The sequence below is a fragment of the Zymomonas mobilis subsp. pomaceae ATCC 29192 genome (assembly GCF_000218875.1).
GTDB classification, from domain to species: domain Bacteria; phylum Pseudomonadota; class Alphaproteobacteria; order Sphingomonadales; family Sphingomonadaceae; genus Zymomonas; species Zymomonas pomaceae.
Window position 1 is genome coordinate 981123 of record NC_015709.1, and the last position, 23043, is coordinate 1004165.

21 protein-coding genes, 1 tRNA gene and 2 pseudogenes are annotated in these 23043 nt (G+C 42.7%); 8 read left to right on the forward strand and 16 right to left on the reverse strand.

Annotation, left to right across the window (positions count from 1 at the left end; all coding sequences use genetic code 11):
- Positions 1-54 precede the first annotated feature (54 nt).
- Positions 55-1257 carry a pyridoxal phosphate-dependent aminotransferase gene (locus tag ZYMOP_RS04395; RefSeq protein ID WP_013934151.1) on the forward strand — a complete coding sequence of 401 codons (1203 nt, stop codon included), beginning with the start codon at positions 55-57 and terminating at the stop codon, positions 1255-1257.
- Between the two features lie 90 nt (positions 1258-1347).
- Here the strand turns inward: ZYMOP_RS04395 and pgmG are convergent, their stop codons facing one another.
- The 3 genes from pgmG to ZYMOP_RS04410 form a co-directional block, all read right to left on the reverse strand.
- The gene (gene pgmG, locus ZYMOP_RS04400) at positions 1348-2727 is read right to left on the reverse strand and encodes a phosphoglucomutase/phosphomannomutase PgmG (protein ID WP_013934152.1); all 1380 of its coding nucleotides are present in this window, start codon (positions 2725-2727) and stop codon (positions 1348-1350) included.
- 154 nt (positions 2728-2881) lie between these two features.
- Complete coding sequence (locus tag ZYMOP_RS04405) at positions 2882-3562, reverse strand: J domain-containing protein (protein WP_013934153.1); 681 nt, start codon at positions 3560-3562, stop codon at positions 2882-2884.
- A gap of 116 nt (positions 3563-3678) precedes the next feature.
- The gene (locus tag ZYMOP_RS04410; RefSeq protein ID WP_041581976.1) at positions 3679-4461 is read right to left on the reverse strand and encodes a division plane positioning ATPase MipZ; all 783 of its coding nucleotides are present in this window, start codon (positions 4459-4461) and stop codon (positions 3679-3681) included.
- Between the two features lie 479 nt (positions 4462-4940).
- Here ZYMOP_RS04410 and thiE point away from each other — a divergent pair, with 479 nt between their 5' ends.
- A complete protein-coding gene (gene thiE, locus ZYMOP_RS04415) occupies positions 4941-5657 on the forward strand; it encodes a thiamine phosphate synthase (protein WP_013934155.1) in 717 nt (238 codons plus the stop codon).
- Between the two features lie 105 nt (positions 5658-5762).
- Here the strand turns inward: thiE and ZYMOP_RS04420 are convergent, their stop codons facing one another.
- The 5 genes and pseudogenes from ZYMOP_RS04420 to ZYMOP_RS09555 all read right to left on the reverse strand — a co-directional run.
- Positions 5763-6359, reverse strand: coding sequence for a YcbK family protein (locus ZYMOP_RS04420; RefSeq protein ID WP_013934156.1), 597 nt, complete (start codon positions 6357-6359; stop codon positions 5763-5765).
- Positions 6360-6799: 440 nt separating this feature from the next.
- Positions 6800-7615: an inositol monophosphatase family protein gene (locus ZYMOP_RS04425; protein ID WP_013934157.1), complete on the reverse strand. Its 816-nt coding sequence runs from the start codon at positions 7613-7615 to the stop codon at positions 6800-6802.
- Positions 7615-8178 (reverse strand): elongation factor P, encoded by a 564-nt coding sequence (gene efp, locus ZYMOP_RS04430; protein ID WP_013934158.1) that lies wholly within the window; start codon positions 8176-8178, stop codon positions 7615-7617. The genes ZYMOP_RS04425 and efp overlap by 1 nt, the downstream gene beginning before the upstream one ends.
- A 164-nt stretch (positions 8179-8342) precedes the next feature.
- Positions 8343-9545 (reverse strand): cystathionine beta-lyase, encoded by a 1203-nt coding sequence (metC, locus tag ZYMOP_RS09550; protein WP_049778882.1) that lies wholly within the window; start codon positions 9543-9545, stop codon positions 8343-8345.
- Between the two features lie 33 nt (positions 9546-9578).
- Positions 9579-10385 (reverse strand): annotated as a pseudogene (locus ZYMOP_RS09555) (sulfurtransferase); the annotation flags it as partial.
- A gap of 185 nt (positions 10386-10570) precedes the next feature.
- Here ZYMOP_RS09555 and queF point away from each other — a divergent pair.
- Positions 10571-11014, forward strand: coding sequence for a preQ(1) synthase (gene queF / locus ZYMOP_RS04440; protein ID WP_013934160.1), 444 nt, complete (start codon positions 10571-10573; stop codon positions 11012-11014).
- Positions 11015-11038: 24 nt separating this feature from the next.
- Here the strand turns inward: queF and ZYMOP_RS04445 are convergent, their stop codons facing one another.
- The 5 genes from ZYMOP_RS04445 to ZYMOP_RS04465 form a co-directional block, all read right to left on the reverse strand.
- The gene (locus ZYMOP_RS04445) at positions 11039-11557 is read right to left on the reverse strand and encodes a DUF3035 domain-containing protein (protein WP_013934161.1); all 519 of its coding nucleotides are present in this window, start codon (positions 11555-11557) and stop codon (positions 11039-11041) included.
- Between the two features lie 87 nt (positions 11558-11644).
- On the reverse strand, positions 11645-12175 hold the full coding sequence (gene lspA / locus ZYMOP_RS04450; RefSeq protein WP_013934162.1) for a signal peptidase II: 531 nt from the start codon (positions 12173-12175) through the stop codon (positions 11645-11647).
- Positions 12172-15003, reverse strand: a complete 2832-nt coding sequence (gene ileS / locus ZYMOP_RS04455; protein WP_013934163.1) for an isoleucine--tRNA ligase — start codon at positions 15001-15003, stop codon at positions 12172-12174. The genes lspA and ileS overlap by 4 nt, the downstream gene beginning before the upstream one ends.
- Positions 15004-15099: 96 nt before the next feature.
- Entirely contained in the window at positions 15100-16035 is a 936-nt protein-coding gene (locus ZYMOP_RS04460) for a bifunctional riboflavin kinase/FAD synthetase (RefSeq protein WP_013934164.1), read from the reverse strand.
- A 316-nt stretch (positions 16036-16351) separates the two neighbouring features.
- Positions 16352-16861, reverse strand: coding sequence for a dihydrofolate reductase (locus tag ZYMOP_RS04465; RefSeq protein ID WP_013934165.1), 510 nt, complete (start codon positions 16859-16861; stop codon positions 16352-16354).
- Between the two features lie 133 nt (positions 16862-16994).
- Between ZYMOP_RS04465 and ZYMOP_RS09720 the strand changes: the two are divergent.
- The 3 genes and pseudogenes from ZYMOP_RS09720 to ZYMOP_RS04475 all read left to right on the forward strand — a co-directional run.
- Positions 16995-17120: pseudogene (locus ZYMOP_RS09720) on the forward strand (carbamoyl phosphate synthase preATP-grasp domain-containing protein); the annotation flags it as partial.
- A 228-nt stretch (positions 17121-17348) separates the two neighbouring features.
- A tRNA-Pro gene (locus ZYMOP_RS04470) sits at positions 17349-17425 on the forward strand.
- A 198-nt stretch (positions 17426-17623) separates the two neighbouring features.
- On the forward strand, positions 17624-17887 hold the full coding sequence (locus ZYMOP_RS04475; RefSeq protein ID WP_013934166.1) for a WGR domain-containing protein: 264 nt from the start codon (positions 17624-17626) through the stop codon (positions 17885-17887).
- Between the two features lie 111 nt (positions 17888-17998).
- Here the strand turns inward: ZYMOP_RS04475 and budC are convergent, their stop codons facing one another.
- Positions 17999-18754, reverse strand: a complete 756-nt coding sequence (gene budC / locus ZYMOP_RS04480; RefSeq protein WP_013934167.1) for a meso-2,3-butanediol dehydrogenase — start codon at positions 18752-18754, stop codon at positions 17999-18001.
- Between the two features lie 486 nt (positions 18755-19240).
- Here budC and ZYMOP_RS04485 point away from each other — a divergent pair, with 486 nt between their 5' ends.
- Together ZYMOP_RS04485 and cls are read left to right on the forward strand one after the other, a co-directional pair.
- Positions 19241-19633: a hypothetical protein gene (locus tag ZYMOP_RS04485; RefSeq protein ID WP_013934168.1), complete on the forward strand. Its 393-nt coding sequence runs from the start codon at positions 19241-19243 to the stop codon at positions 19631-19633.
- Positions 19634-19707: 74 nt separating this feature from the next.
- Positions 19708-21117 carry a cardiolipin synthase gene (cls, locus tag ZYMOP_RS04490; protein WP_013934169.1) on the forward strand — a complete coding sequence of 470 codons (1410 nt, stop codon included), beginning with the start codon at positions 19708-19710 and terminating at the stop codon, positions 21115-21117.
- Positions 21118-21152: 35 nt separating this feature from the next.
- Here cls and ZYMOP_RS04495 read toward each other — a convergent pair whose 3' ends face one another.
- Positions 21153-21650, reverse strand: coding sequence for an L-2-amino-thiazoline-4-carboxylic acid hydrolase (locus tag ZYMOP_RS04495; protein WP_013934170.1), 498 nt, complete (start codon positions 21648-21650; stop codon positions 21153-21155).
- Positions 21651-21688: 38 nt separating this feature from the next.
- Positions 21689-22831: an amidohydrolase gene (locus tag ZYMOP_RS04500; protein WP_013934171.1), complete on the reverse strand. Its 1143-nt coding sequence runs from the start codon at positions 22829-22831 to the stop codon at positions 21689-21691.
- Positions 22832-23043: the final 212 nt, after the last annotated feature.

The following is a 23043-nucleotide window of genomic DNA, read 5'->3' on the forward strand; positions in this document are numbered from 1 at the left end:
ATTTCAAAAGACGGATAATTTTTCTGTCCGCCGCTTTTCCTGAGAGGAAAAAAGATGGTTCACGTTTCAGCCGCCCTTTCTCGTATTCAACCCTCTCCGACGATCCTGGTGACCAGTCGGGTGATTGAACTTAAATCAAAAGGGGTGGATATTATTACACTTGGAGCGGGTGAACCTGATTTTGAAACGCCAGAGTTCGTCAAACAAGCGGCGATTCAGGCCATTCATGACGGGAAAACGCGCTATACCAATGTTGATGGTACTGCAGAATTAAAAGAGGCCATCGCTGGAAAATTCAAACGAGATAATCATCTGACTTATAGTCATGATGAAATCTCGGTGGGTTCTGGTGGTAAACATGTCCTGTTTAATGCGTTAACAGCAACCCTTGATCAGGGTGATGAAGTCATCATTCCGGCCCCTTACTGGGTCAGCTATCCTGATATCGTGCGTTTTTGTGGGGCAAATCCCGTTTTTATTCAGGCGACCCTTCAACAAAACTATAAAATCACGCCGGAACAACTTGAAAAGGCGATTACAAAGAAAACGCGTTGGTTCGTTTTTAACTCTCCCAGCAATCCGACAGGCGCAGCCTATAGTGCAGAAGAGATAAAAGGATTGGCAGAAGTCTTACGCCGCCATCCTCATGTTTGGATTTTATCAGATGATATTTATGAACATATCATTTTTGATAATTTCCGTTTTGCTACGATAGCCGAGGTCGCACCTGATCTTTTCGATCGCACTTTAACGCTTAATGGCTGTTCAAAGGCCTACGCGATGACTGGGTGGCGGATTGGTTTTGCCGGTGGACCAAAAGCCCTTATCAAGGCAATGGCGAAACTTCAGTCCCAATCAACTTCCAACCCTTGCTCTATTTCACAAGCCGCCGCAGTAGCAGCTTTAAATGGGCCACAGGAATTTTTGAATGACTGGTCGTCAGACTTTGCCCGACGTCGCAATCTAGTTGTCGAAGGTTTAAACGCTATAGAAGGTATATCCTGCCCAAAACCACAAGGCGCTTTTTATGTGTATCCTGACATTTCGGCGCTTATTGGACGGAAAATGCCTTCTGGTAAAGTGATCGAAAAAGATCAAGACTTCACAACGTATCTCATTGATGAAGCCAATGTTGCCGTTGTCCATGGGGAAGCTTTTGGTCTCTCTCCGGCATTCCGAATCAGCTATGCAACCTCAACAGAAATGTTAAAAAAGGCGCTTGAACGTATTCAAACGGCAGTGTCACGGTTAAGCTGACCCTTAACACCTAACAGGCTTATCCCCTTCTATCAAAACAGCCGGAATTTCCGGCTGTTTTGACATCATCCTTAGGGATACCGCCTTATATCAATGTGTTGTTGTGACAGGCTCAATGCCCGACTTTTTCAATTGATCATTTAACTGGGCAATCAGACGATCAAGGGCAGCTTGATCTCGTCCTTCAGCCCGCGCAACCAATACATCTTGCGTATTGGAAGCCCGTAACAACCACCATCCATCTTTAGTAGTCACGCGCACCCCATCAATGGTGTTTACGTCAGCATTTTCTGCTGTTAACCGCCCTAGAACCTCACCGATTACGGCAAATTTACGCGTTTCAGAAGCTTGGAAACGTAATTCAGGCGTATTAACCATTTTAGGCATTGCCTTGCGGATTTTAGTCAATGAACCGCCCATATCATTGATAGCACTAATCAATCGAATAGCCGCATAGATACCGTCATCAAAACCAAACCACTGATCGGCAAAAAAGATATGGCCACTCATTTCACCAGCCAAAGGTGAATTTGTCTCTTTCATCAAAGTCTTGATCAAGGAATGGCCAGTACGTCCCATCAAAGGCTTGCCGCCTAATTCCTTTACGCGATCAAATAAAGCCTGACTGGCCTTAACATCGGCGATGATAGTCGCATTCGGATGACGCTTTAAAACCGGTGCAGCTAAAATAGCTAGAATCTGATCACCCCAAATTACGTGCCCTTCACTGTCAACGGCACCGATACGATCAGCATCACCATCAAAAGCAAAACCAAAGTCCAGCTTTTCTTCTTTTACAAGATTTTTTAGATCTTCGAGATTAGCCTCGACGGTGGGGTCAGGATGATGATTAGGAAAACTGCCATCAACATCTGTATAGATAACATGATGTTCACCGGGTAATTTTTTAATCAGTTTTTCAATAACGGGGCCACCTGCACCATTACCCGCATCCCAACCAATCCGGAAAACACCCCCTTCATATCCCTGAAGAAGACGATTGACATAAGGCTCTATGATGTCAGCCGTTTCTACACCACCACGGCCTTTTTCCCAGTCGCTTTTTTCAGCTAAGATACCAATGTCACGGATATCTTTTCCAAAAAAAGAATTATGCTTCAATACCATCTTGAAGCCATTATATTCCGCCGGATTATGACTGCCAGTGATCTGAACACCGCCATCAACCTTCAAGGTAGCCTCAGCAAAATACAGCATGGGTGTAGAAGCCATACCGATATTGACAACATTGACCCCAGATTCTGTTAAGCCTTTAATCAAGGCACGCGCAAGCGTCGGGGAAGAGGTGCGCCCATCATATCCTACGGCGACCCGATGGCCACCAGCACGAAGAAGGCGTGTGGCAAAGCCTCGGCCAATCGCATAGGCATCATCAGGGCCAAGGGTTTCACCTACAATGCCGCGAATATCATATTCGCGCAGTATGGTCGGATCAAATTTATGGGACATAAAAACTCCTATCGGAACGCATCGCGTTTAGAGATCACCCTTATAATCATAAAAATCAAGAAAAGCCGTATTGAAAAACACTGTTAAATAAGGCTTCTCTTAAATCATCGGATTATCAGATAAGCATTCTTACGCCGAGTTGTAGGTAAACAGCTTAACGTGGATTGAATTTTAATAAAATATCGCGCGCAACATTCACATAGCGCGCCAATTCTTCGGTTCCGCCTGCATCGGGATGGACCAAGGCTATTAATTGATGATAAGATTTTTTTATGGTCACCTTATCGGCTTTTTCGCTCAGTTCAAATAAATGCAAGGCCTCGGTTCTATTCTTAGGCACACCTAAACGGTGAATACGCGCAAGGACATCTGCGCGCTTATTTATCTTTAAATCTGGTTTCTGCGGAGCAGAAGAAGGAGAAGCCGGTTGTTTTTTCTCCGGCTGTTTTGCATAAGATGGATTATTTCTCGGGGGAACATACGACGATTTTTGCTGGTAATTTTTTTCGTTTACGCCAGACTTAGGTTTTCTAGCTTGATAAGGCTGATAAGAGCCATTCTTACTAAATTCGGCATAAGCAGAAGAAAATGAAGCTCGAAATGAATTTTTTTTCGTTTTCTTCCGTATAGAACCATGCTGACGACGTTTTATTATCCAAAGAGAAGCCCCTGCTATAGCTAAAAAAGCGGGTAATACTTCCCCTCGAACCAGTAAAGAAAAGCCTCCCAAGCCTGCAATCAAGGCAGCAAGATCTCCGATACGAAGCGCCGCCGGTACAGGGCGGCACCAACTCCATACCGCTAAAGCTAAAGCTAATAGCGTTAAAATCTGCATGCGCTTAAAGCCATCCTCCAGTGCCGCTTTAAAAGAGGCCCTATCCGACCCTAAATGATTATTATAACCCTATTTATTAAAATTACCTTTATTTTAAATAATGGGTTTTCTGGGTCTTAAGATACCATCGCACGCACAGGTAAATTAAGGCCTGAAACAAGTTCTCTTAGCTCTTGTCTGGCTGCAACATGCGCCAATCCGGTATTTCCTAAAGCCTTCATATCCAATAGCGTGAGCCCTTGCGGAAAAAGTTCACGATAAATTACCCGTTCGCTCAAACCAGGATTGATACGAAACCCTACTCTTTTTGATAATTCTGTCATGGCAGAAGCAACATGACGCATATTACGCGCTTCAAGATGCTGAAGTCGATTTCTCAAAACGACCCAATCAACGGTCACACCATCTCGTTTGCCCCGTGCCTTTCGCGCTTCCCAAACTAATTCAGCATAAAAACTAGGCCGCTTAATACGATAGGTTTCAGGATCGACCTGACCAATCAGATCAAGATCAACAAAGCTATCATTAATAGGTGTTACCAGACTATCTGCACGTTCAAGGGCATGACGAATATCAGACGAATTACGACCGGGCGTATCGACAATAATAAAATCATGCTCTTTAGCTAAATCATCCAAAAGGACGCCTAAATCCTCACCCTTGTCTGGATCAAAAACCTTGGTTGTCGGTATCAGTAGATCTAGGCCTAAACGCTTTACCGTTGCCGCACGATTTTCCATATAACGGGCAAAGGTGCGTTGTCGGGTATCAAGGTCAACCGCCGCAACTTTCTGTCCTTTTGTACTAAGGGCAATAGCGACATGTACAGCCGTAGTCGATTTTCCAGATCCCCCCTTTTCATTCGCAAAAACAATGAAATAAGCGTTATTCGCTGACATCTTTTCTTCGGCCTTTCTTGTACGCTTTTCCGTTTTGGGCTCTTGATTCATGCCGCAGGCTTTACTCTAAATATATTAAACTTATTTTTTAGGATGCCTATGATGCTTGGGTAGCGTTATACGTAATCATACGAAAATAATTATAAACAGTTCATGCCTTCATTATCTGTGACTATAAATGAGGATAGAGCAGAAGAGAAGGCAAGAAAAAATCCTATAAAGCAATTAAATCACATAATTTTTATAGGATTAGAATTACCTAAGCCCAGTTTAAAACCCATAATATAACATCCCGATAGTAAGGTAAGGCCATCCTGGAAAATTATAGAAATAACAATTTTAAAATTGATTATCTTTTATACAGAAACACTTAAATCCCTTACAACCTTAGAAAATCTAGCAAGCCTTATGATGATAGTTCTTGGAGATAACATCATATTTGCCCGATACTCTAAAATCAGGATTGAAGGAAAAGATTAATGCCAGAAAATAACATTCTCAACGAAGATCAGGATGAAGGTTTAGAGGCGTTTAAAGAAAATTATCAACGCCCGAAAGACAATCCTTGTGGCCTTTATCTTATATCTCCTCCCGAAATTGATGCCAGCTTTACAGACCGTTTAGCAAAAGCCTTTGATGGCGGACCAGTTTCAGCTTTTCAGCTTCGTTTAAAAGGGATTAATGAACATGCCATAGCCCGATTGGCAGAACCCTTACAAAAATTATGTGAAGAACGGGATGTGGCCTTTATCATCAATGATAGTGTTTCATTGGCTAAAAGATTAGGCGCTGATGGGGTCCATCTTGGGCAAGGTGATGGCGATGCTGCTGAAGCCAGAGTCATTCTCGGCCCCTCTGCCCAAATTGGAGTTACCTGCCATAATAGTCGCCATTTGGCGATGGAAGCTGGTGAAAAAGGCGCCGATTATGTAGCCTTTGGGGCCTTTTATCCCACGACGAGCAAAGAAGTTCGCCACTATGCCAAGCCCGAAATCCTTTCATGGTGGGCGACATTGTTTGAACTCCCTTCGGTTGCCATCGGAGGCATTACAACAGCCAATGCAGGTGTTTTAGTCAAAGCAGGGGCTGACTTTATCGCTACGTGCGCTGGTGTATGGAAAGCAGAAGAAGGCGAAACAAAGGCCGTAGAAAACTTTAATGCGCTTTTTACGGCTACTATGAGAGGGGATGCCTAAATTTCTAACCTATCGGGTTAGTATCCTCATTAAACCACGAAAAAAGCCTGCATTCAAAATATCAGGCCTTTTTCGTGGTATCTAAGAACGGTATTTTAAGCTTTTTTATCCTCTCCAGCTTCGAACAGGCCCTGTATCAACGTGAATAAAACCATCTTCAGGATAATAGCCCACGCCCCCTTGTTGGTTAAATTCCGCTGCCATCCGAAGGCGCGCCAAGGGGACACCTGGCATCGCAATATCGGTAGCCTTTCCTAATAAATGCTGGCTATGGGTTGCTACACCGCTATGTCGGCCTCGCCTTTCGTGAAGCATACGATTGGTAAGCGGAGAGCGATAACCGCAAATCAGATCAAAAGGTTGATTAGGCGATATATCAAGACGATCTCGAATACTTACCAACAAATTTAAAAGATCGGTATCAACCTCGGTAATATCTCCCGTACGCCAATCTCTTAAACCATGATTAATTTCAGCGAGCCCACGCTCATCATAGCCGTGTTTACCAAAAAAACGGGCATCAATACGTTCGTCCGTATGAACATTACGAAAAGCCAGCCGCTTCTCGCTGGAATTATCCCAGTGAAGAAAATCAGACCCCGGCCGATGCAAAGAAGCATGGGCCTTTTTTGCTGTAACCGCCGCCCCACCCAGAGCAACGAAGCCAGTTAATAACTGGCGACGATCAAGCTGTCTCTTCATTCGCCACCTCAATCCTTACAGTCATGCGATTTAAATCTTCATTCCGCTAACAAGGAAAGAATCTACACATCCTTTGGATTTGCCATAAAAAACTTGACAAAGTATTACACAAAAAAATTTTGGGAAAAATTTTTGAAAAAAACCAAAAAACTTTTTCGGTGATTGAGACTATCATAGGGTAAGTTATACTATTTCGGGAATAATCAATCTGTACCTTTTATCGTGAGATCGGCACGTTTTATCCCCTGCGAAGATAAAGACTTCACAAAGTTCCATAAATTTAAAAAAAAATATAAAATTTTGATTTTATTCAAAGTTAGCTAAAGCACTCAATTTCTATTGAGTCGTCTATTGAAACGTATTTTTATATTTTAACTAAACCAACAAAAAAGCGGCAACAAATTGACTTTGCTGCCGCTTTAAAAAGACATTTTTTAAATTTAGATATTTTTTAAAGCGGTTGCGACCAGACGGTGTAATTTAGAATGAAGCCCGCCATTAGCCGCTAAGAATTCGCGCCGTTCGACCGGCCTATCGCCTCCACGGAAATCGGTTACGAATCCGCCCGCTTCTCGTACCAACAGCATACCAGCGGCGACATCCCAAGGATAAATATCCGCTTCCCAGTAAGCATCGAAACGACCAGCGGCAACCCATGCCAAATCAAGCGCTGCAGCCCCAAAGCGTCGGGTGCCGGCAACTTCCGGGGCAATCTGGCGGAAAATAGCCTGCCACTGATCAAAATCACCATGACCGGCAAAAGGGATACCCGTTGCAATCAAAGCTTCGTTAAGGTTGCGGCGGGAAGAAACCCTTAAACGGCTGTCATGCAACCAAGCGCCGCGTCCCTTTTCAGCCCAAAAACTTTCATCAGTGATTGGCTGATAAACCAAAGCTTGGGTGATTTCACCCGTGCCATCAGCTTTTGGCTCTTCTACCGCGATAGAAATAGCAAAATGCGGAATAGCATGTAAAAAGTTAGAGGTTCCATCCAAAGGATCAACAATCCAGCGGGGTTTCGTCGGATCACCCGGAATAGAACCGCTTTCTTCTCCTAGAAATCCCCAATCAGGACGAGCATGTTTCAAGACTTCATAAAGCGTCTGCTCGGATCTTTTGTCAGCAATTGACACAAAATCCGCAGGGCCTTTACGACTAACCTGTAAATGCTGCACTTCACCGAAGTCACGACGCAGAAGTGGGCCTGCTTTTCGAGCAGCCCGTTCCATTACACTAATAAGACCAGAAGTAGCCATTAGTCAGCCCGCTTTACATATTCTTGGCTGTTGACATCTACAATGATACGGGTACCTGCCGTAATATGCGGCGGAACCATAACGCGCACCCCATTATCAAGAATAGCAGGTTTATAAGATGAAGAGGCCGTCTGCCCTTTAACAACAGCATCCGCTTCAACAATTTCAGCTTCAACCTGCTCGGGTAACTGCACTGAAATAGGTTTCTCGTCGTAAAGTTCCATGACAACATCCATACCATCTTGCAAGAAGGGTACGGAATCACCCAATAAATCCTTAGGTAAAGAAATCTGTTCGTAGGTTTCTTTGTCCATAAAGGTCAACATATCACCATCTGCGAACAGATACTGAAAATCTTTTGTGTCCAGTCGTACACGTTCAACGGTTTCAGCGGAACGAAAGCGAACATTATTTTTACGCCCGTCGATCAGGTTTTTCATTTCCACTTGCATATAAGCGCCGCCCTTACCGGGTTGCGTATGCTGAATTTTCGCAGCCCGCCACAAGCCACCTTCATATTCGAGGATATTGCCGGGCCGAATATCGACGCCACTGATTTTCATGTCGGTCTCGCGATTTTATAAAAGAATAAGGGTAAGCCATAAAATATGGCTCTGTTACCCTTTCTCTCTAGCGATCATAGGAATGATTGGAAAGTCTGTTTCCGGCCTGTTTTCATAGAATAACAAGCCGGAAAGTATATTTTCAGAAAGGGCTGCTTTTGAATTTAAGATTTATTCTTGGATATCTGAAAGCGCTTCAAGCCGAAATCAAGATCAGCAATCAGATCATCGGGATCCTCAAGACCAATATGCAAACGAACGGCTTGCCCCACGGCATGCCAACTTGTTGCTGTCCGAATAGGTGTAGGATCAATCGGCAAAGCTAAACTTTCGTAACCGCCCCAAGAGAAACCAATACCAAAATGTTCCAGACTATCAATTAAAGCGGTTCGATCTTTTTCTTTGCCACCATCAAGAATAAAACTAAAAAGTCCTGAAGATCCTTTGAAATCACGATGCCAGAATTCATGCCCAGGACAAGATGATAACGCGGGATGTAAAACCCATGCTATTTCAGGCTGCTCATCCAACCAATGGGCTACTTTTAAAGCATTTTTTTCATGGGCTTTTAAGCGGACCTCTAACGTCCGAAGACCTCGCAAGGCCAAGGATGCATCATCGGGGCTGACATATTGTCCAAACAATAAAGTAAGCCGCTTTAATTTTTCAAAATGGCTTGGGGCAGCGGTAACAGAGCCCATCATCACATCGGAATGACCTGTGATATATTTAGTGCACGCCATAACAGACAAATCAATACCATGCCGGATTGCTTGAAAAAATAAAGACGTTGCCCAGGTATTATCAAGGATAGTGGTAATAGAATGTTGATGGGCTACTTCACAAATGCCCGGAATATCCTGCACTTCAAAAGTCAGACTGCCTGGACTTTCCATGAAGATAGCTCGTGTATTTTTGGTAAATAAATCTTCAATATTTTTACCGATCAACGGATCGTAATAGATAACGTTGATACCCTTTGATTTCAAAACGGTATCACAGAAAACCCGTGTAGGCTCATAGCAACTATCAACCATCAACAACTCATCGCCAGGATCCAAGGCACTTAAAAGCGCCATAGCAAGAGCGGCAACACCTGATGGGTAAAGGAAGGTTGATTCTGCCCCGGGTTCCAGCTCAGTTAAAGCTTCAGATAATGCCCATTGGGTAGGCATCCCGCGACGGCCATAATAGAACTGCTTTTCGGGATGACGGCTTGCTTCTTGTAATTCGGCTACCGAATCAAAAAGAATAGTAGACGCACGCCATACGGGCAGATTAACGGCAGAACCACCCTTCCCTCTTACCCATTCACGGCGTCGACCTGCTGTTATTAAACGCGTTGAATCTCGTATTGCAGGGCCCAATTCTTTGGGGGTATCAGGATCAGCGCCCCACTCGTCCCATGCACCATCATAAAGCGAGACGTCACGCTTTCCTAAAAGACGTGCCGCAAAAAGGAGAACGGCGGCCGTTCTGCCTGCACCACAGGTAAATAATAAAGGCTGATCAAGATTTATCCGACTGCCTGCAAAAATCTGACTGATTTTATCAGGTGTCTTCCACAAGCCACGACTATCAAATAATATTTCATAAGGAAGATTCAAACTATGGGGAATATGGCCGGGTGCCAAACCGGGCTTTGGCATTTCTTCGCCACTAAAAAGCGCCGGAGAACGCGCATCCACTATTACTTCATGGCCTGCTGAAATATTCTCCATTACCTGATTACGGGTACGGATAAGCGCTTCATTACGATGCAACTGTAAAATAAGCGGTGAATTAGGTATAACAACGCCGGATTCAACAGGAAGACGCTCTTGCTCCCAGCGTGAAAATCCACCATCTAATATCATAACATGATGATAGTCATGTAAGGCAAAGAGCCACCATGCACGGGCAGAACAATGAAGCGAAGAATTATCATAAATAACAATAAGATCGTCAGGATCTAATCCAAGCCGCCCAAATTCATATTCAATTTTTTCGATGCTCGGCACCATTCGAGGTAGAGTCGATGTCTCTTCACTTAAAGCCGCATTATCAAGAAAAAGGGCGCCAGGGATATGGGCCTTACAATAGGCTTCATAGGCCGTCATATTAGAATCAGGTGGATAAACACCAGCATCAATAATGTGTAATCGGGGGTTGGCTAAATTACGATAAAGCCATTCTGGTGTTACCAAAAGCTTCATAGATCGACTCATCCTGATGGCTATTTCTGAAATAAAATTTCATTTCAAAAACTTTTTATTTGCATGTTAAAAATAATTAATTTGACTTTAAATAATAAAATTACATCAAAAACACTCTGCATTATTATCGATTATAGATTTAATTTCGCTCTTATTTTTTCTATTCTCCTCTTATTAATAAAAAGATAAAGAAAAATATGGAAACAACACATTTAGGTAAAACCAGTGCCCTTCCGGATTCTCCCGAAAAGGCCATTCTTGATTATGTCCCTAATCCACGACCGGGACAACGGTATCTTATTCGCTTTGCTGTTCCGGAATTTACGTCGCTTTGTCCCGTGACAAGCCAGCCAGATTTTGCCCATCTCGTTATTGATTATGTCCCCGACAAGCTGATTGTAGAATCTAAATCGCTTAAATTATTTCTGGGATCTTTTCGTAACCATAATGCTTTTCATGAAGATTGCACAGTATCAATCGGCGAAAGGTTATTTACGGAAATGAAGGCCGAATGGTTGCGTATCGGTGGCTATTGGTATCCACGCGGGGGCATTCCGATTGATGTTTTCTGGCAAAGCGGCCCCCCGCCTTCTGGTTTATGGCTACCAGATCAAGGGGTACCCCCTTATCGAGGGCGCTGATACTTCAAATCAAGAACAAGCCTACTATTCGGGTGGGCTGTTCTTATAAACGATGGTAGGCACATTGGGTCTGTCTTGGCCTCCGGCTTTTACAACTGCCAAATCATCCTCTTTTGCAGGTGAAGAAACAATATCGCTTGTCAGGCCACCCTTATTAACAGTCTCGGTTTGGGCATCACTGACAGAAGTACGGATACCGGGTTGAGCCAAACGCGCCGAAGCTTTTTCCAGTAAACCTCTTTCTGCTGCGGCTTTTACGGCAGGTTGACCAAACATCACCGCTAAAGCCTGCGTAGAGCTATCGGTGTCTTGAGGACGAGGCGTTCCCGGCTTGGGGGGAGATAGTGTAAAGTCTGGTGGAATAACCAAAGGTTGCTGGCGAGAAGCTTCTAACTCTCTGGCATTGGATGTCGCAAAAACGCCGGGCCTTGACTTATTACTATGTGTACAACCCGCCGTAATCACTGTCATCATCCCCATGATGATAATACCGGATATCCTTAAAAATGGGGTAACAGGATTATTCTTGGTCGTTTTTATCATCGCATTAAAAGCTCCAGCAAGGACAAACAGATAGCTAATCTATTTTATCAAGGCATCATGAACGGAAATAATATTTACTTCAAAAAATTAAAAAGTCTTATTATTCTTATCTTTTGGTGCGCATAGTGACTGTAAAATAAGCCAGACAACCCCACAGCTGATAGCAGCATCAGCTACATTAAAGACCAAAAACGGATGCCAGTTGCCAAAATGCAGATCCAGAAAATCAACCACTGCACCTGATCTTATCCGATCGCTGATATTACCTATAGCCCCACCTAATACAAGACCGAGCGCAAGAGCCACCGTAATTTTTCGCTCACGCAGAATGCCCATAGTCACGATACAAGCAATCGTAACCGTTAAAGCGACAAGAATCCAACGCCCCATATTGCTATCAGCCGTTAAGAATCCCATCGATATGCCATAATTCAAAACCCATTTCAGATCGAATATAGGTAAAATTCGAATTTGTAACCGCTCTGGCAAAGCCAAAGGCCCAGCAACATAATATTTGCTTAACTGATCAAGAAACAGGCTTATCAGAGCAACCAGAAAACCGGCTGCCCTGACTTTTGTCTTGCTTATCTTGTTAGAAAAATCGGGGCTATTTATCACGCATCCTCACCGACAACGGTCTGACAACGTTCACAAAGGGCACCCTCTTCATGAACTTCAGGAAGATGCTGCCAACAGCGGCCACATTTATGACTTTCCGTGCGTTCTACTTCAATAGCCTTATCGCCTTCCTCTACCAGTTTGATTTTAGCCGTAATGCATACTTCAGAAAAATCGACAGAAGACAAAATCTCGGCTGTATGGGCATCAACCGGCAAAATCACCTCGGCTTCAAGACTTGAACCGACGATTTTTTCACGCCGTAAAGGCTCGATTTTCTCCGTGACAATCTGACGTTGCTCACGAATAACATTCCACTTTTCGCCCAAATCGCCATTCTTCCAATGGCTATCAATATCCGGCCAAACGGATAAATGCACAGAACCGGCTTCTGGAAAACGATGCGACCAAACTTCTTCAGTCGTAAAGCATAAGATAGGCGCTGCATAACGCACTAAAGCATGGAACAGAATATCCAGTACGGTTCGATAACCCCGACGCGCTTCGCTACCTTCTGGTAAAGCGGGGCCAACATCACAATAAAGACGATCTTTCCGAATATCAAAGAAGAAGGCAGAAAGATCATTATTCACAAAATCTGATAACAGCCGGAGATAGCGATTAAAGGCAAAACTATCGACAGCTAGATGGAGTTCTTGATCTAACTCGGCCAATAAATGCAAGATATAACGTTCTAATTCTGGCAATTTTTCAACAGCGACGCGCTCTTCTTCCGAGAAATCTTCTAAAGCGCCTAAAAGATACCGGAAACTATTACGCAGCTTACGATAGCTATCAGAAGTACCTGATAAAACTTCCTTACCGATACGAACATCATCGGTATAATCAGTAGAAGCTACCCACATACGAAGAATATCAGCACCGCTTTCATTGATCACCTTTAAAGGATCAATAACATTACCCACCGATTTCGACATTTTCCGACCTTTACCATCAAGGGTAAATCCATGTGTCAAAACGGCTTCATAAGGGGCATATCCGCGGGAACCACAACATTCTAACAAAGAAGACTGGAACCAACCACGATGTTGATCCGATCCTTCCAAATAAAGCTGGGCACGCGTGCCTTTCCCATAACGGGCTTCTATAACAAAGGCATGGGTTGATCCAGAATCAAACCAGACGTCCAAAATGTCGGTAACAGGTTCATAATCTTCAACATTATATTGACTACCCAGAAAGGCCTGATGGTCGGCTTTAAACCAGACATCAGCGCCGTCTTCACGGAAAGCCGCCAAGATACGCGCATTCACTTCGGGATCACGCAGATAATCACCGCTTTTACGATGAACATAAAGCGCGATAGGCACCCCCCATGCTCGTTGACGAGAAATAACCCAATCTGGACGACCTTCAACCATCGCCTGAATTCGGTTTTTCCCCTTGGCCGGAAACCAGCTTACATCATCAATAGCTTTTAAAGCGGTATCCCGCAGAGTTTTGCCTGCGATTGCCCCTTTTTCTACCGGACGATCAAGCGCAATAAACCATTGCGGCGTACAACGATAAATTAACTTGGCTTTGGAACGCCAACTATGGGGATAGCTATGGTGCAGAACAGACGTTGCCAATAAAGCCCCAACGGCCGTTAAATCGCTACAAATAGGTCCATCCGCAGCATTGATTTTAGGGGAGATAACAAGGCCTTCGCCCCCCATCCATAACCAATCTTCACGATAGCGCCCGTTATCTTCAACAGCAAAGACGGGTTCAATGCCATGCGCTTTACAGAGCAAGAAATCATCTTCACCGTGATCAGGGGCCATATGGACAATGCCGGTACCCGCATCCGTGGTTACGAAATCACCAGCCAAAAAAGGACGAGGCTCTGCAAAAAAGCCTCCTTTTTCATACATAGGATGCTGAGCGATACTGCCTGCCAGCTGTGAGCCCAAACCCTGCCACAAGACAGGCGCATCCCCTTCAAAACCGATCCGCTTTAAACTGGCGGCTAACAACGGTTCTGCAAAAAGATAATGCCGACCGGCGACATCAACCAAAACATATTCAATATCGGGGCCATAAGCGAGCGCCCGATTAACCGGAATAGTCCAAGGGGTGGTCGTCCAGATAACTGCATAGCCGCCGACTAATTCCGGAATTTTACTGTCTGTTATTTTGAAAGCTAAATCAATGGTGGTAGAATCGACATCAGCATAGTCCACTTCCGCTTCTGCCAAGGCCGTTTTTTCGATCACTGACCACATAACAGGCTTGGCACCCCGGTAAATCTGACCACTTTCTGAAAAGCGCATCAGTTCACCAGCGATAATAGCCTCTGCATCGTAATTCATCGTCAAATAAGGGGTATCCCATTCCCCCATGACGCCTAAACGCTTAAATTCCTGCCGTTGCGTATCGACCCAATGCACCGCATATTTACGACATTCCTGACGGAACTGAACCGCATCGACATCCTTATCGACATTCATTTTTTTCTTGCGGTATTGTTCTTCCACCTTCCACTCGATGGGGAGGCCATGACAATCCCAGCCCGGAATATAAGGGGCATCTTTTCCTAAAAGAGTCTGACTACGCATGACTATATCTTTTAGAATTTTATTCAGAGCATGACCGATGTGAATATCACCATTGGCATAGGGAGGGCCGTCATGGAGAATAAAGCGTGGTGCGCCCTTACGTTGTTCACGCAACTGCTGGTAGAGATTTTCTTCCTGCCAACGCGCGAGGATAGCGGGTTCCTTTTGGGCAAGACCCGCCTTCATTGGAAAAGAAGTGCGTGGCAGAAAGACAGTAGGACGCCAGTCACGTGCCTTATCGGCATCGACAGATTTTTGATCGGACATAGATTAAGCTCTGATACGAAACGGAATAGAAAGGAGAGTTATCCTTAATGTAAAGCCTTCAAGGAAGAAACCAGCATTTTCTTTTATCTCTCATTATTATCCTGCATATTCCGTTAAACAGGCGCGCGCGACTTCACAATCTTCGGCAATTTGCTGTATTAACGCATCCATTCCATTAAATTTTTGTTCAGGCCGCAAGAAAGCTATTAAAGATACGGCAATATTCTGGCCATAAATATCGCCTTCCCAATCAAAAAAACAGGGTTCCAGCCATTCCGTTGGCGGCGAAAAACTGGGACGAATACCTAAATTGGCAGCCCCATTCAAACAACGGCCATCTGGCAACTGCCCCCTTACGGCATAAATACCATAAGCCGGTCGGACATAATCGCCCATTAAAAGATTAGCGGTCGGGAAACCTAACTGGCGACCCACCTGATTGCCATGTTGCACGACACCTTCAATAGTGAAAGGACGGCTTAATAACCGAGCGGCGGTTACCGGATCACCTTTTTTCAAAGCTTCCCGGATTCGGGTTGATGAAATGGGGCCATCTTGGTCACTAACCGGCATAATCGTATCAACAGAAATATCTAGGGCTTCACTCATGTCTTGTAATAGACGTGTCCCGCCCTTTCGCCCTTTTCCGAAAGTGAAATCATCACCTGTCACAACACCTGCCGCTTTTAGATGGCCGATCAGTTGCTGATTAACGAAGTCCTCAGGGCTCAATCCGGCCATTTCCTCGGAAAAACGAATGACAAAAGTCGCATCCGCTCCTGCTTTCTCAAAAAGGCGTGCCCGCTGAGGAATAGTCGTTAACGCAAAGGGCGGTGCATCAGGACAGAAAAAGCGGATAGGATGAGGATCAAAGGTCGCAACAATAGCGGGCCGACCTTCTGAATGGGCGCGCGCAACAGCGGCGGCTACAACAGCTTGATGACCGAGATGAAAACCATCAAAATTACCAAGGGCAACAATGGCTCCATGCAGATGGTCAGGAATCGGGGCATCACTAAAAAGACAGGTCATAGTCTCAATTACAGATAAAATACGGCGCTACCCATTATAGATTACTTACAAAAATAATCTTTAGGTAAAAATGGCATAGCAAAGCTATTCAAAAAGAAAAGCCCTGATACTCTCTTTACAGAATAATCTTTTGCAAAAAACATTCATAATAAAACAAAATATATAAAAATTAAAAATTGAATTAGATATTTTTTCAAAAAACTTCATTATCAATGATATTTTTTAATAAAATTAAAAGTACATCTCTAAATTTTCGTTAATTTTACATGATTCTTATTTTATTAATCAATAGATTCTTAATTTATTATTTAGCATTTTATGGCATTATTTTTCGTTTCATAAAACGCTTAAAACAAAAAGCAGGTTGCCCTGATTCCGCATCATAATCTTGCTGACTTTCTAAAGAAAAACCAGACATATCGGGTAAGTCCACATAGGTATCACCCGTATAGTCTTTTTCAATTTCAGTGAGTTCAATATAATCCGCTAAAGACCAACTTTGTTTAAAAATTTGGGCACCCCCAATGATCGCTATTCTAGAACTGTAACGGAGGGCTATTTCAATGGCCTGATCAAGATTATGAGCAACCTCACATCCTTCTGCTTGCCAATTCATATTATGGGTCAAAACAATATGAGGTCTATCGGGCAATAACCCGGGCAGACTTTCAAAAGTTTGCCGCCCCATAATCATAGGGTGATTGATTGTTAAACGTTTAAAATGCCTTAGATCTGCCGGAATATGCCATGGCATTTTATTTTGGTGTCCAATAACGCCGTTTCGAGCCCGGGCCAGAATAAGCATAATTTCAGGTTGAATGGTCATAGATATAAGGCTCATACAAAAAATAAATCCCTTTGAAAGAATAATTTCAAATAGGCATGATGTGTCCCTAACTTTTTCCCTTTTACCTTTATGCAGGCAATCTCCCTTTACACAGGCTTACAAAACCGTCTGAGAAGAGGACTATCGGGTCATTTTAGTTAATTCTAATCCGGTCATAATCATGACCGATCCCGATAAAGCGGTCGAGATCTATATCGAACCGATTACGCTAGAAATCATTGCCTACATTACTGAAAAAGGCATTCTAATAGGCGGTTACCTACTGTTAAGTGAATAGAACGCTTTAAATACCGAATTTAGCTTTGGTATGTGACGGTAGGTCAGAGAAACTCAGCCATGAAACAATGAGATGCATATATAGCGAATTTGATATTTTTTTGACAATTCTGCTTGCCAGACGATATTCTAGCCTATAAGAGAGCCTCCATCAGGATGCGATAGGCGAAATGCTTATCTTTTACTCCGTCGGGGAGTAGCTCAGCCTGGTAGAGCACTGCCTTCGGGAGGCAGGGGCCGGAGGTTCGAATCCTCTCTCCCCGACCACTACTTTATACCAAGCCTTAAAATTTCTCTTTAAAGCTATTTATCACCTTGCCCAATATAGCTTAGCTAGTCCTTGGTCTTTACGCCTCCACCGCATTTCGAGGCATCATCACAAGTAAGAATAATAATAACAAAAGCAATTTACAAATAGGTAATTTTATATTTTAATAAGATTAACTATTATTATAGATGTGAATAATGCCGATGGATGCATTAGCTACCATTTTTCATCTCGAATATATTGATCCTGACCGCAATATGTATCGGTACTATCATCTTTATCTAGCACCAAATCTCTTTAAAGAGTGGAGCCTTTTACAAGACTGGGGGCGTATTGGGCAACGTCAGAAACATAGCTTTCGGCAAATTAAAATTTTCTCACAGTATCAACAGGCTAAAAGACTGTTCGACACTATAATTCATAACAAAAAGAAACGTGGTTATACCCCGATTACTGTATAAACCTTAATAGGTTGGCATTTTTACAAGAAAATGCTCATTTTATACCATAAAAAATGGCGGTATTCTTAATACAACACCGCCATTTATAAATTAAATTCACAGAGTTTAAGATTAACCCAATCGAGGCTGCCCATCAGAGGCCGTTGCGCCTCCATCAACCGGCAAATTTACGCCGGTAATGAAACCAGCATCATCACTAGCCAGAAAAGCGATCACAGAAGCGATTTCTTCAGGCTGAGGAATACGGCCTAAAGTCACGCGATCAGTAAATTTAGCTTGTGCTGATTCTGGCCAGCTTGCAGCCATATTAGTCTTAACAAGACAAGGGCAAACCGAATTAACGCGAACACCCGCACTACCATGATCTAAAGCCAAAGCGCGGGTCAAATTGACGACAGCACCTTTGGTGGTACAGTAATAAACCATTCCCCAATCGGCTCCCAAACCAGAAACCGAAGCGGTATTAACAATACACCCCTTAGACTTTAACAAGTACGGCATGGCAAACTTTGCACAGTAAACAACGCCATCAATGTTAACACTGGATAATTTTTTCCAGTCTTCCACCGAAGAATCTATAATATTACCCGTAATAAGAATACCGGCATTATTGATAAGAACATCAATCTTACCGTATTTTTTGGCAACGGCTTCCATCATTTGCTTAACAGCTTCAGGGTCCGATACATCAATTTTATAAGAAATCGCGCGCCCACCCGGTAAAGATTGCGCCACCTTTTCGGCGTCTTCTACTTTCCAATCGGCCAAGACTACCGTAGCACCTTCCGAAGCAAAACGTTCTGCGGCAGCTTTCCCAATACCATTACCGCCACCGGTAATAATAATAATTTTATTCTGAAATTTCATTGTACACTCCTGACATAGTCAAAAGGTAAAATATTTTATTTAACGAAAATAATTATTTTTTAAATTTTACAAAAAATATTTTTATTCCCATTATTTAAAATATTAAACCTATCAAGTTATCTTATGTCAGGTAAAACGCCTATTTTTTAAAGCAGTTCCACTTTATAAAAAAAATTTTACATTTAAAAATATATATTATTGTAAAATTTAACTTAAAAATGATTAAAGAAATCATAGTAATAAACAAAATATAAAAATAAATATCCTAATTTTATAGAATAGGTATAGTTATCACCAATATTAATAATTTAGCATATCAACATAATAATATTAAATTTATTAAATATAAATAATTTATTAATTAAAAACTAATTTTTATAATTATATTTTAATAATGTAAAAATCGCTTTAAATTTATTAACAAAAATTATTTATAAAAGACAAAATCTCATAATATGCGTAAAACAACAAAAAAGGATGCGTGTTATGCGAATAAAAAATAATATAAAGGCAGGTACTTTAGCCAGTATTATCCTAATATTAGGCGGTTGTGCTTTAGCAGATGAACGAAAAGTCATGGCTAGTCATCATCGGGTTTACTACCGATGTGATGATGGGCGGGGTATGGATGCTTTATTTCGAGATCTTACCCACGATGTCCAGCTCACATTTATGCATGGCCCCGTTCTTACCTTAAAACAGGTGCAAACCAGTAATGATATTCGTTATGCAGATATGACGCATCGTTTGATTGTACAAAATAAACAAATTCTATGGACAAACGGACGCAATGCTAAACCTATGCCTTGTTATGCAGATGATACCATGCTTATGGATCAATCCATAGATCATCTTTCATCGCCTTTTTCAGAACCATAGGATAGGCTTCTGTTTATTTTTAGAAATGTACATTTTTATTTATTTCTTTGTTGTATGTCTGGCATTACCATCCGATGACTTTTGGAAGTTTAGTTGAATTACTGGCATGGGGAATTCGGCTGGTAATGCTGGTTGTGGTCCCCATGAGGCGGACTCCCCAAGCAGCCAGTAGTTGGTTATTATTAATTTTTTTCCAACCGGCATTAGGCCTTCTTCTCTACCTTTTAATCGGTCAGGCGCGATTTCCATCATGGCGCGCAGAGCGGTTTGCAAAACTTAAACCCTTTTTAGAAGAACAACGGGCAAAATTAAAGGATACCGTCGCCCTATTGCCTTCTTCCTCTGAAAATGCCGCTTCCCTTGCCGAACGTCTAGGTCATATGCCCGCGCTTAAGGGCAATCGGATGCTCTATATTTCTGATTATCAGGCGCTCTTTGATCACTTGGTAACCGATATCGATCAGGCCCAGAACCACGTCCATTTAGTTATCTATATTTTTGATACCGATAAATCGGGTCAACAAATCATCGCTGCCTTGGGACGGGCAGCGGCACGCGGCGTTAATTGCCAAGTATTAATTGACGCTTTGGGGTCACGGCGTTCCGGAAAACAGGTTATTGAACGCTTGAAAGCTCTGAATGTTGAAGCGCGGGAAGCGTTACCTTTTCGCTTATTAAGGGGGCGAACCCGTGGTGACATGAGAAATCACCGTAAGCTTTTCATTATCGATGGAAAAATCGGTTATGCGGGTTCTCAAAATATCATCAATCGTGACTGGCGGCCTAATGTTATCAATCAGGAGCTAACAATTAGAGTAGAAGGCCCCATTGTCTTCGAAATGGAGACACTTTTTGCAATTAACTGGTATTTAGAAAGTGGTGAGCTGCCCCACAAGATGCGTTCCATTCCGCATATAATCCCGCCTGAAGAAGGGCCTCATATTTTGCAGTTATTACCCAGCGGGGCGGATTATTCGCTCGCCGGTTTTGAAACCATGTTAGTCTCAGGCATCTACGTCGCCAGAGAAAAAGTTGTTATCGTAACGCCTTATCTTATTCCTGACAGTGATTTACTGGTAGCCTTGAAAACAGCGGCCTTACGGGGTGTGACTGTTAACATTATTGTCTCTAAAATTGCAGATCAGCTTTTAGTCAGCCTTGCACAAAAAAGTTATTATCAAGAATTATTAAATGCCGGTATTCACATTCATCGTTATCGAGACAAATTACTTCATGCCAAACATATTAGTGTTGATAAAAGATTGGCTATGGTGGGTTCTAGTAATGTAGATATTCGCTCTTTTCTCTTAAATGAAGAAGTTAGTCTTATTCTCTATGATGAAGATGCTATTTCCCAGCTAAGAGATATTGAAATAGACTACCTCAAAAATTCAGATGAGCTGGATAAAAATGCGTGGCGTCGCCGTCCACGTCACCATAAAATTATGGAAAATTTAGCCCGTCTTGTTAGCCCACTCTTATAAAGCGATTCTAATTAAATAGCTTAATCTTCAAAAATTTATACTTTCTCAGAACCCGTATTTGACTTTAAATGATAGCGAAAATTACAGAAAGCTGCGCCCTGCATGATAGTTTGGGTACGGCTCATTTCAATATCAGGATTATAACCTTCAATAAAATGGGCATCACGGGTGCAAGAGAGAATACTACCGATTTCTCCAAGTTCCATGGCCTGATACATTTCGGCATAGCGACAACGGGTGACATTATAGTCAAGTCGTTGATCATCACTCGTCAATAACTCGACCTTCAAAGCGTCATCGGCCTCCCAAAGATATTGCATAGCGGCAAAATTTTTAAGTGTAGCCCCACTCTTCTGTTTTTGAGCCATAGATTGGCCGGCCTTGATCGCATCCGAAGCAATCGCTTCTTCTAAAATGGCTTGTGCTTTTTCTTTTCCCACATGACGTTTCATAGCAGCATAGATGGGCTTAATAATCTCCGCCTCAATCCGACGACGCTCCAAAATACCCATTTTCTCTTTTGGCTTTGTCACGAGACATCCCTTTCGTTAAAAAAGTGTCTTTAATAGGATTAAGCCTCGCCGGCCTTCTCTTTCAAATCGGTTAAAGCCGCTATAGCCAACTTTGCATAATATTCAGCCGCTGGAAAAATAGCCTTTTCATCAATATTAAAGCCCGGATGATGGAGAGTTTCAGGACTACCGGTGCCGATATTAAAGAAAACACCCGGTCTATAATGCAAATAATAGGCAAAATCCTCACCGCCATTATTAGCTTTGACGTCATGGACTTTGTATCCGAAATCTTGGGCGATCTTTTTGGAGAAGTCGGCCCAATAAGGGGTATTAATGACGGCAGGCGGCCCTTCATGCCAGATAAATTCAGCTCCCACACCCATGGCTTTTGCCATATAATAAATGACATCCGTCATCCGGCTTTGAATTTCTTTGCGTAATTCTCGACTATGGGTTCTGACAGTGCCTTCTAAGGCTGCTTTTTCAGGCAAGATATTCCACCCACTTCCCGCATTGAAACGGGTTACACTAATAATAGCCGATTCATGACTGGAAACATTACGACTAACAATTGTCTGCAAGCTATTAATAATTTCTGCGGCGGCCACAATAACATCTGTCCCGTTTTCTGGATAAGCCGCATGGGCACCGGTACCTGCCAAATTGATCTCAAAACGATCGACATTGGCCATAATGGCCCCATGACACGTACCGAATTCGCCAACAGGCATAGACGGCGCATTATGAAAACCAAAAACAGCGGACACATTTTCTAAAACGCCCGCTTTGATAAGCTGTAAAGCACCGGAATAGTTTTCTTCCGCAGGCTGAAATAATAAACGTACAGTGCCGGTTAATTCAGCTTCCTGTTCTTTTAACAGTAAAGCCGCCCCTAACAGAACAGCTGTATGGAAATCATGTCCACAAGCGTGCATTTTGCCTTTTTCTTGTGATGGACAAACGGCCTCTGAATTTTCTTCAATCGGTAAAGCATCAATATCGGCCCTTAAGGCGATAATGGGCTTACCTGACCCGATTTCGGCCACGACGCCCGTTTTTAATCCATAGGATATAACCCGAATATCGGCTTCTTTCAGCCAATGGATCAATCTTTCGGTTGTCTTGAATTCTTCACCGGATAACTCAGGATGCTGATGTAATTCACGACGTAAAGAGATCAGTTTTTCTTCTAAGTTCACGTTTGACCTCACTATCTGAAAAACAATTCAGCTTTTTATAAAGATAGACCTATTCCCATGAAATTGAAAACCGAATATTTTTTCTAAGGATTAATGAAGGTAGTATTAGCCTATCTGTTTAATAATAAAATGTTTTTAGTAATAAAATAAGGATCATATACCCTTATTATAAAAATAACGTTAGAATCTTTACGATCAATTAAAGTATTCTT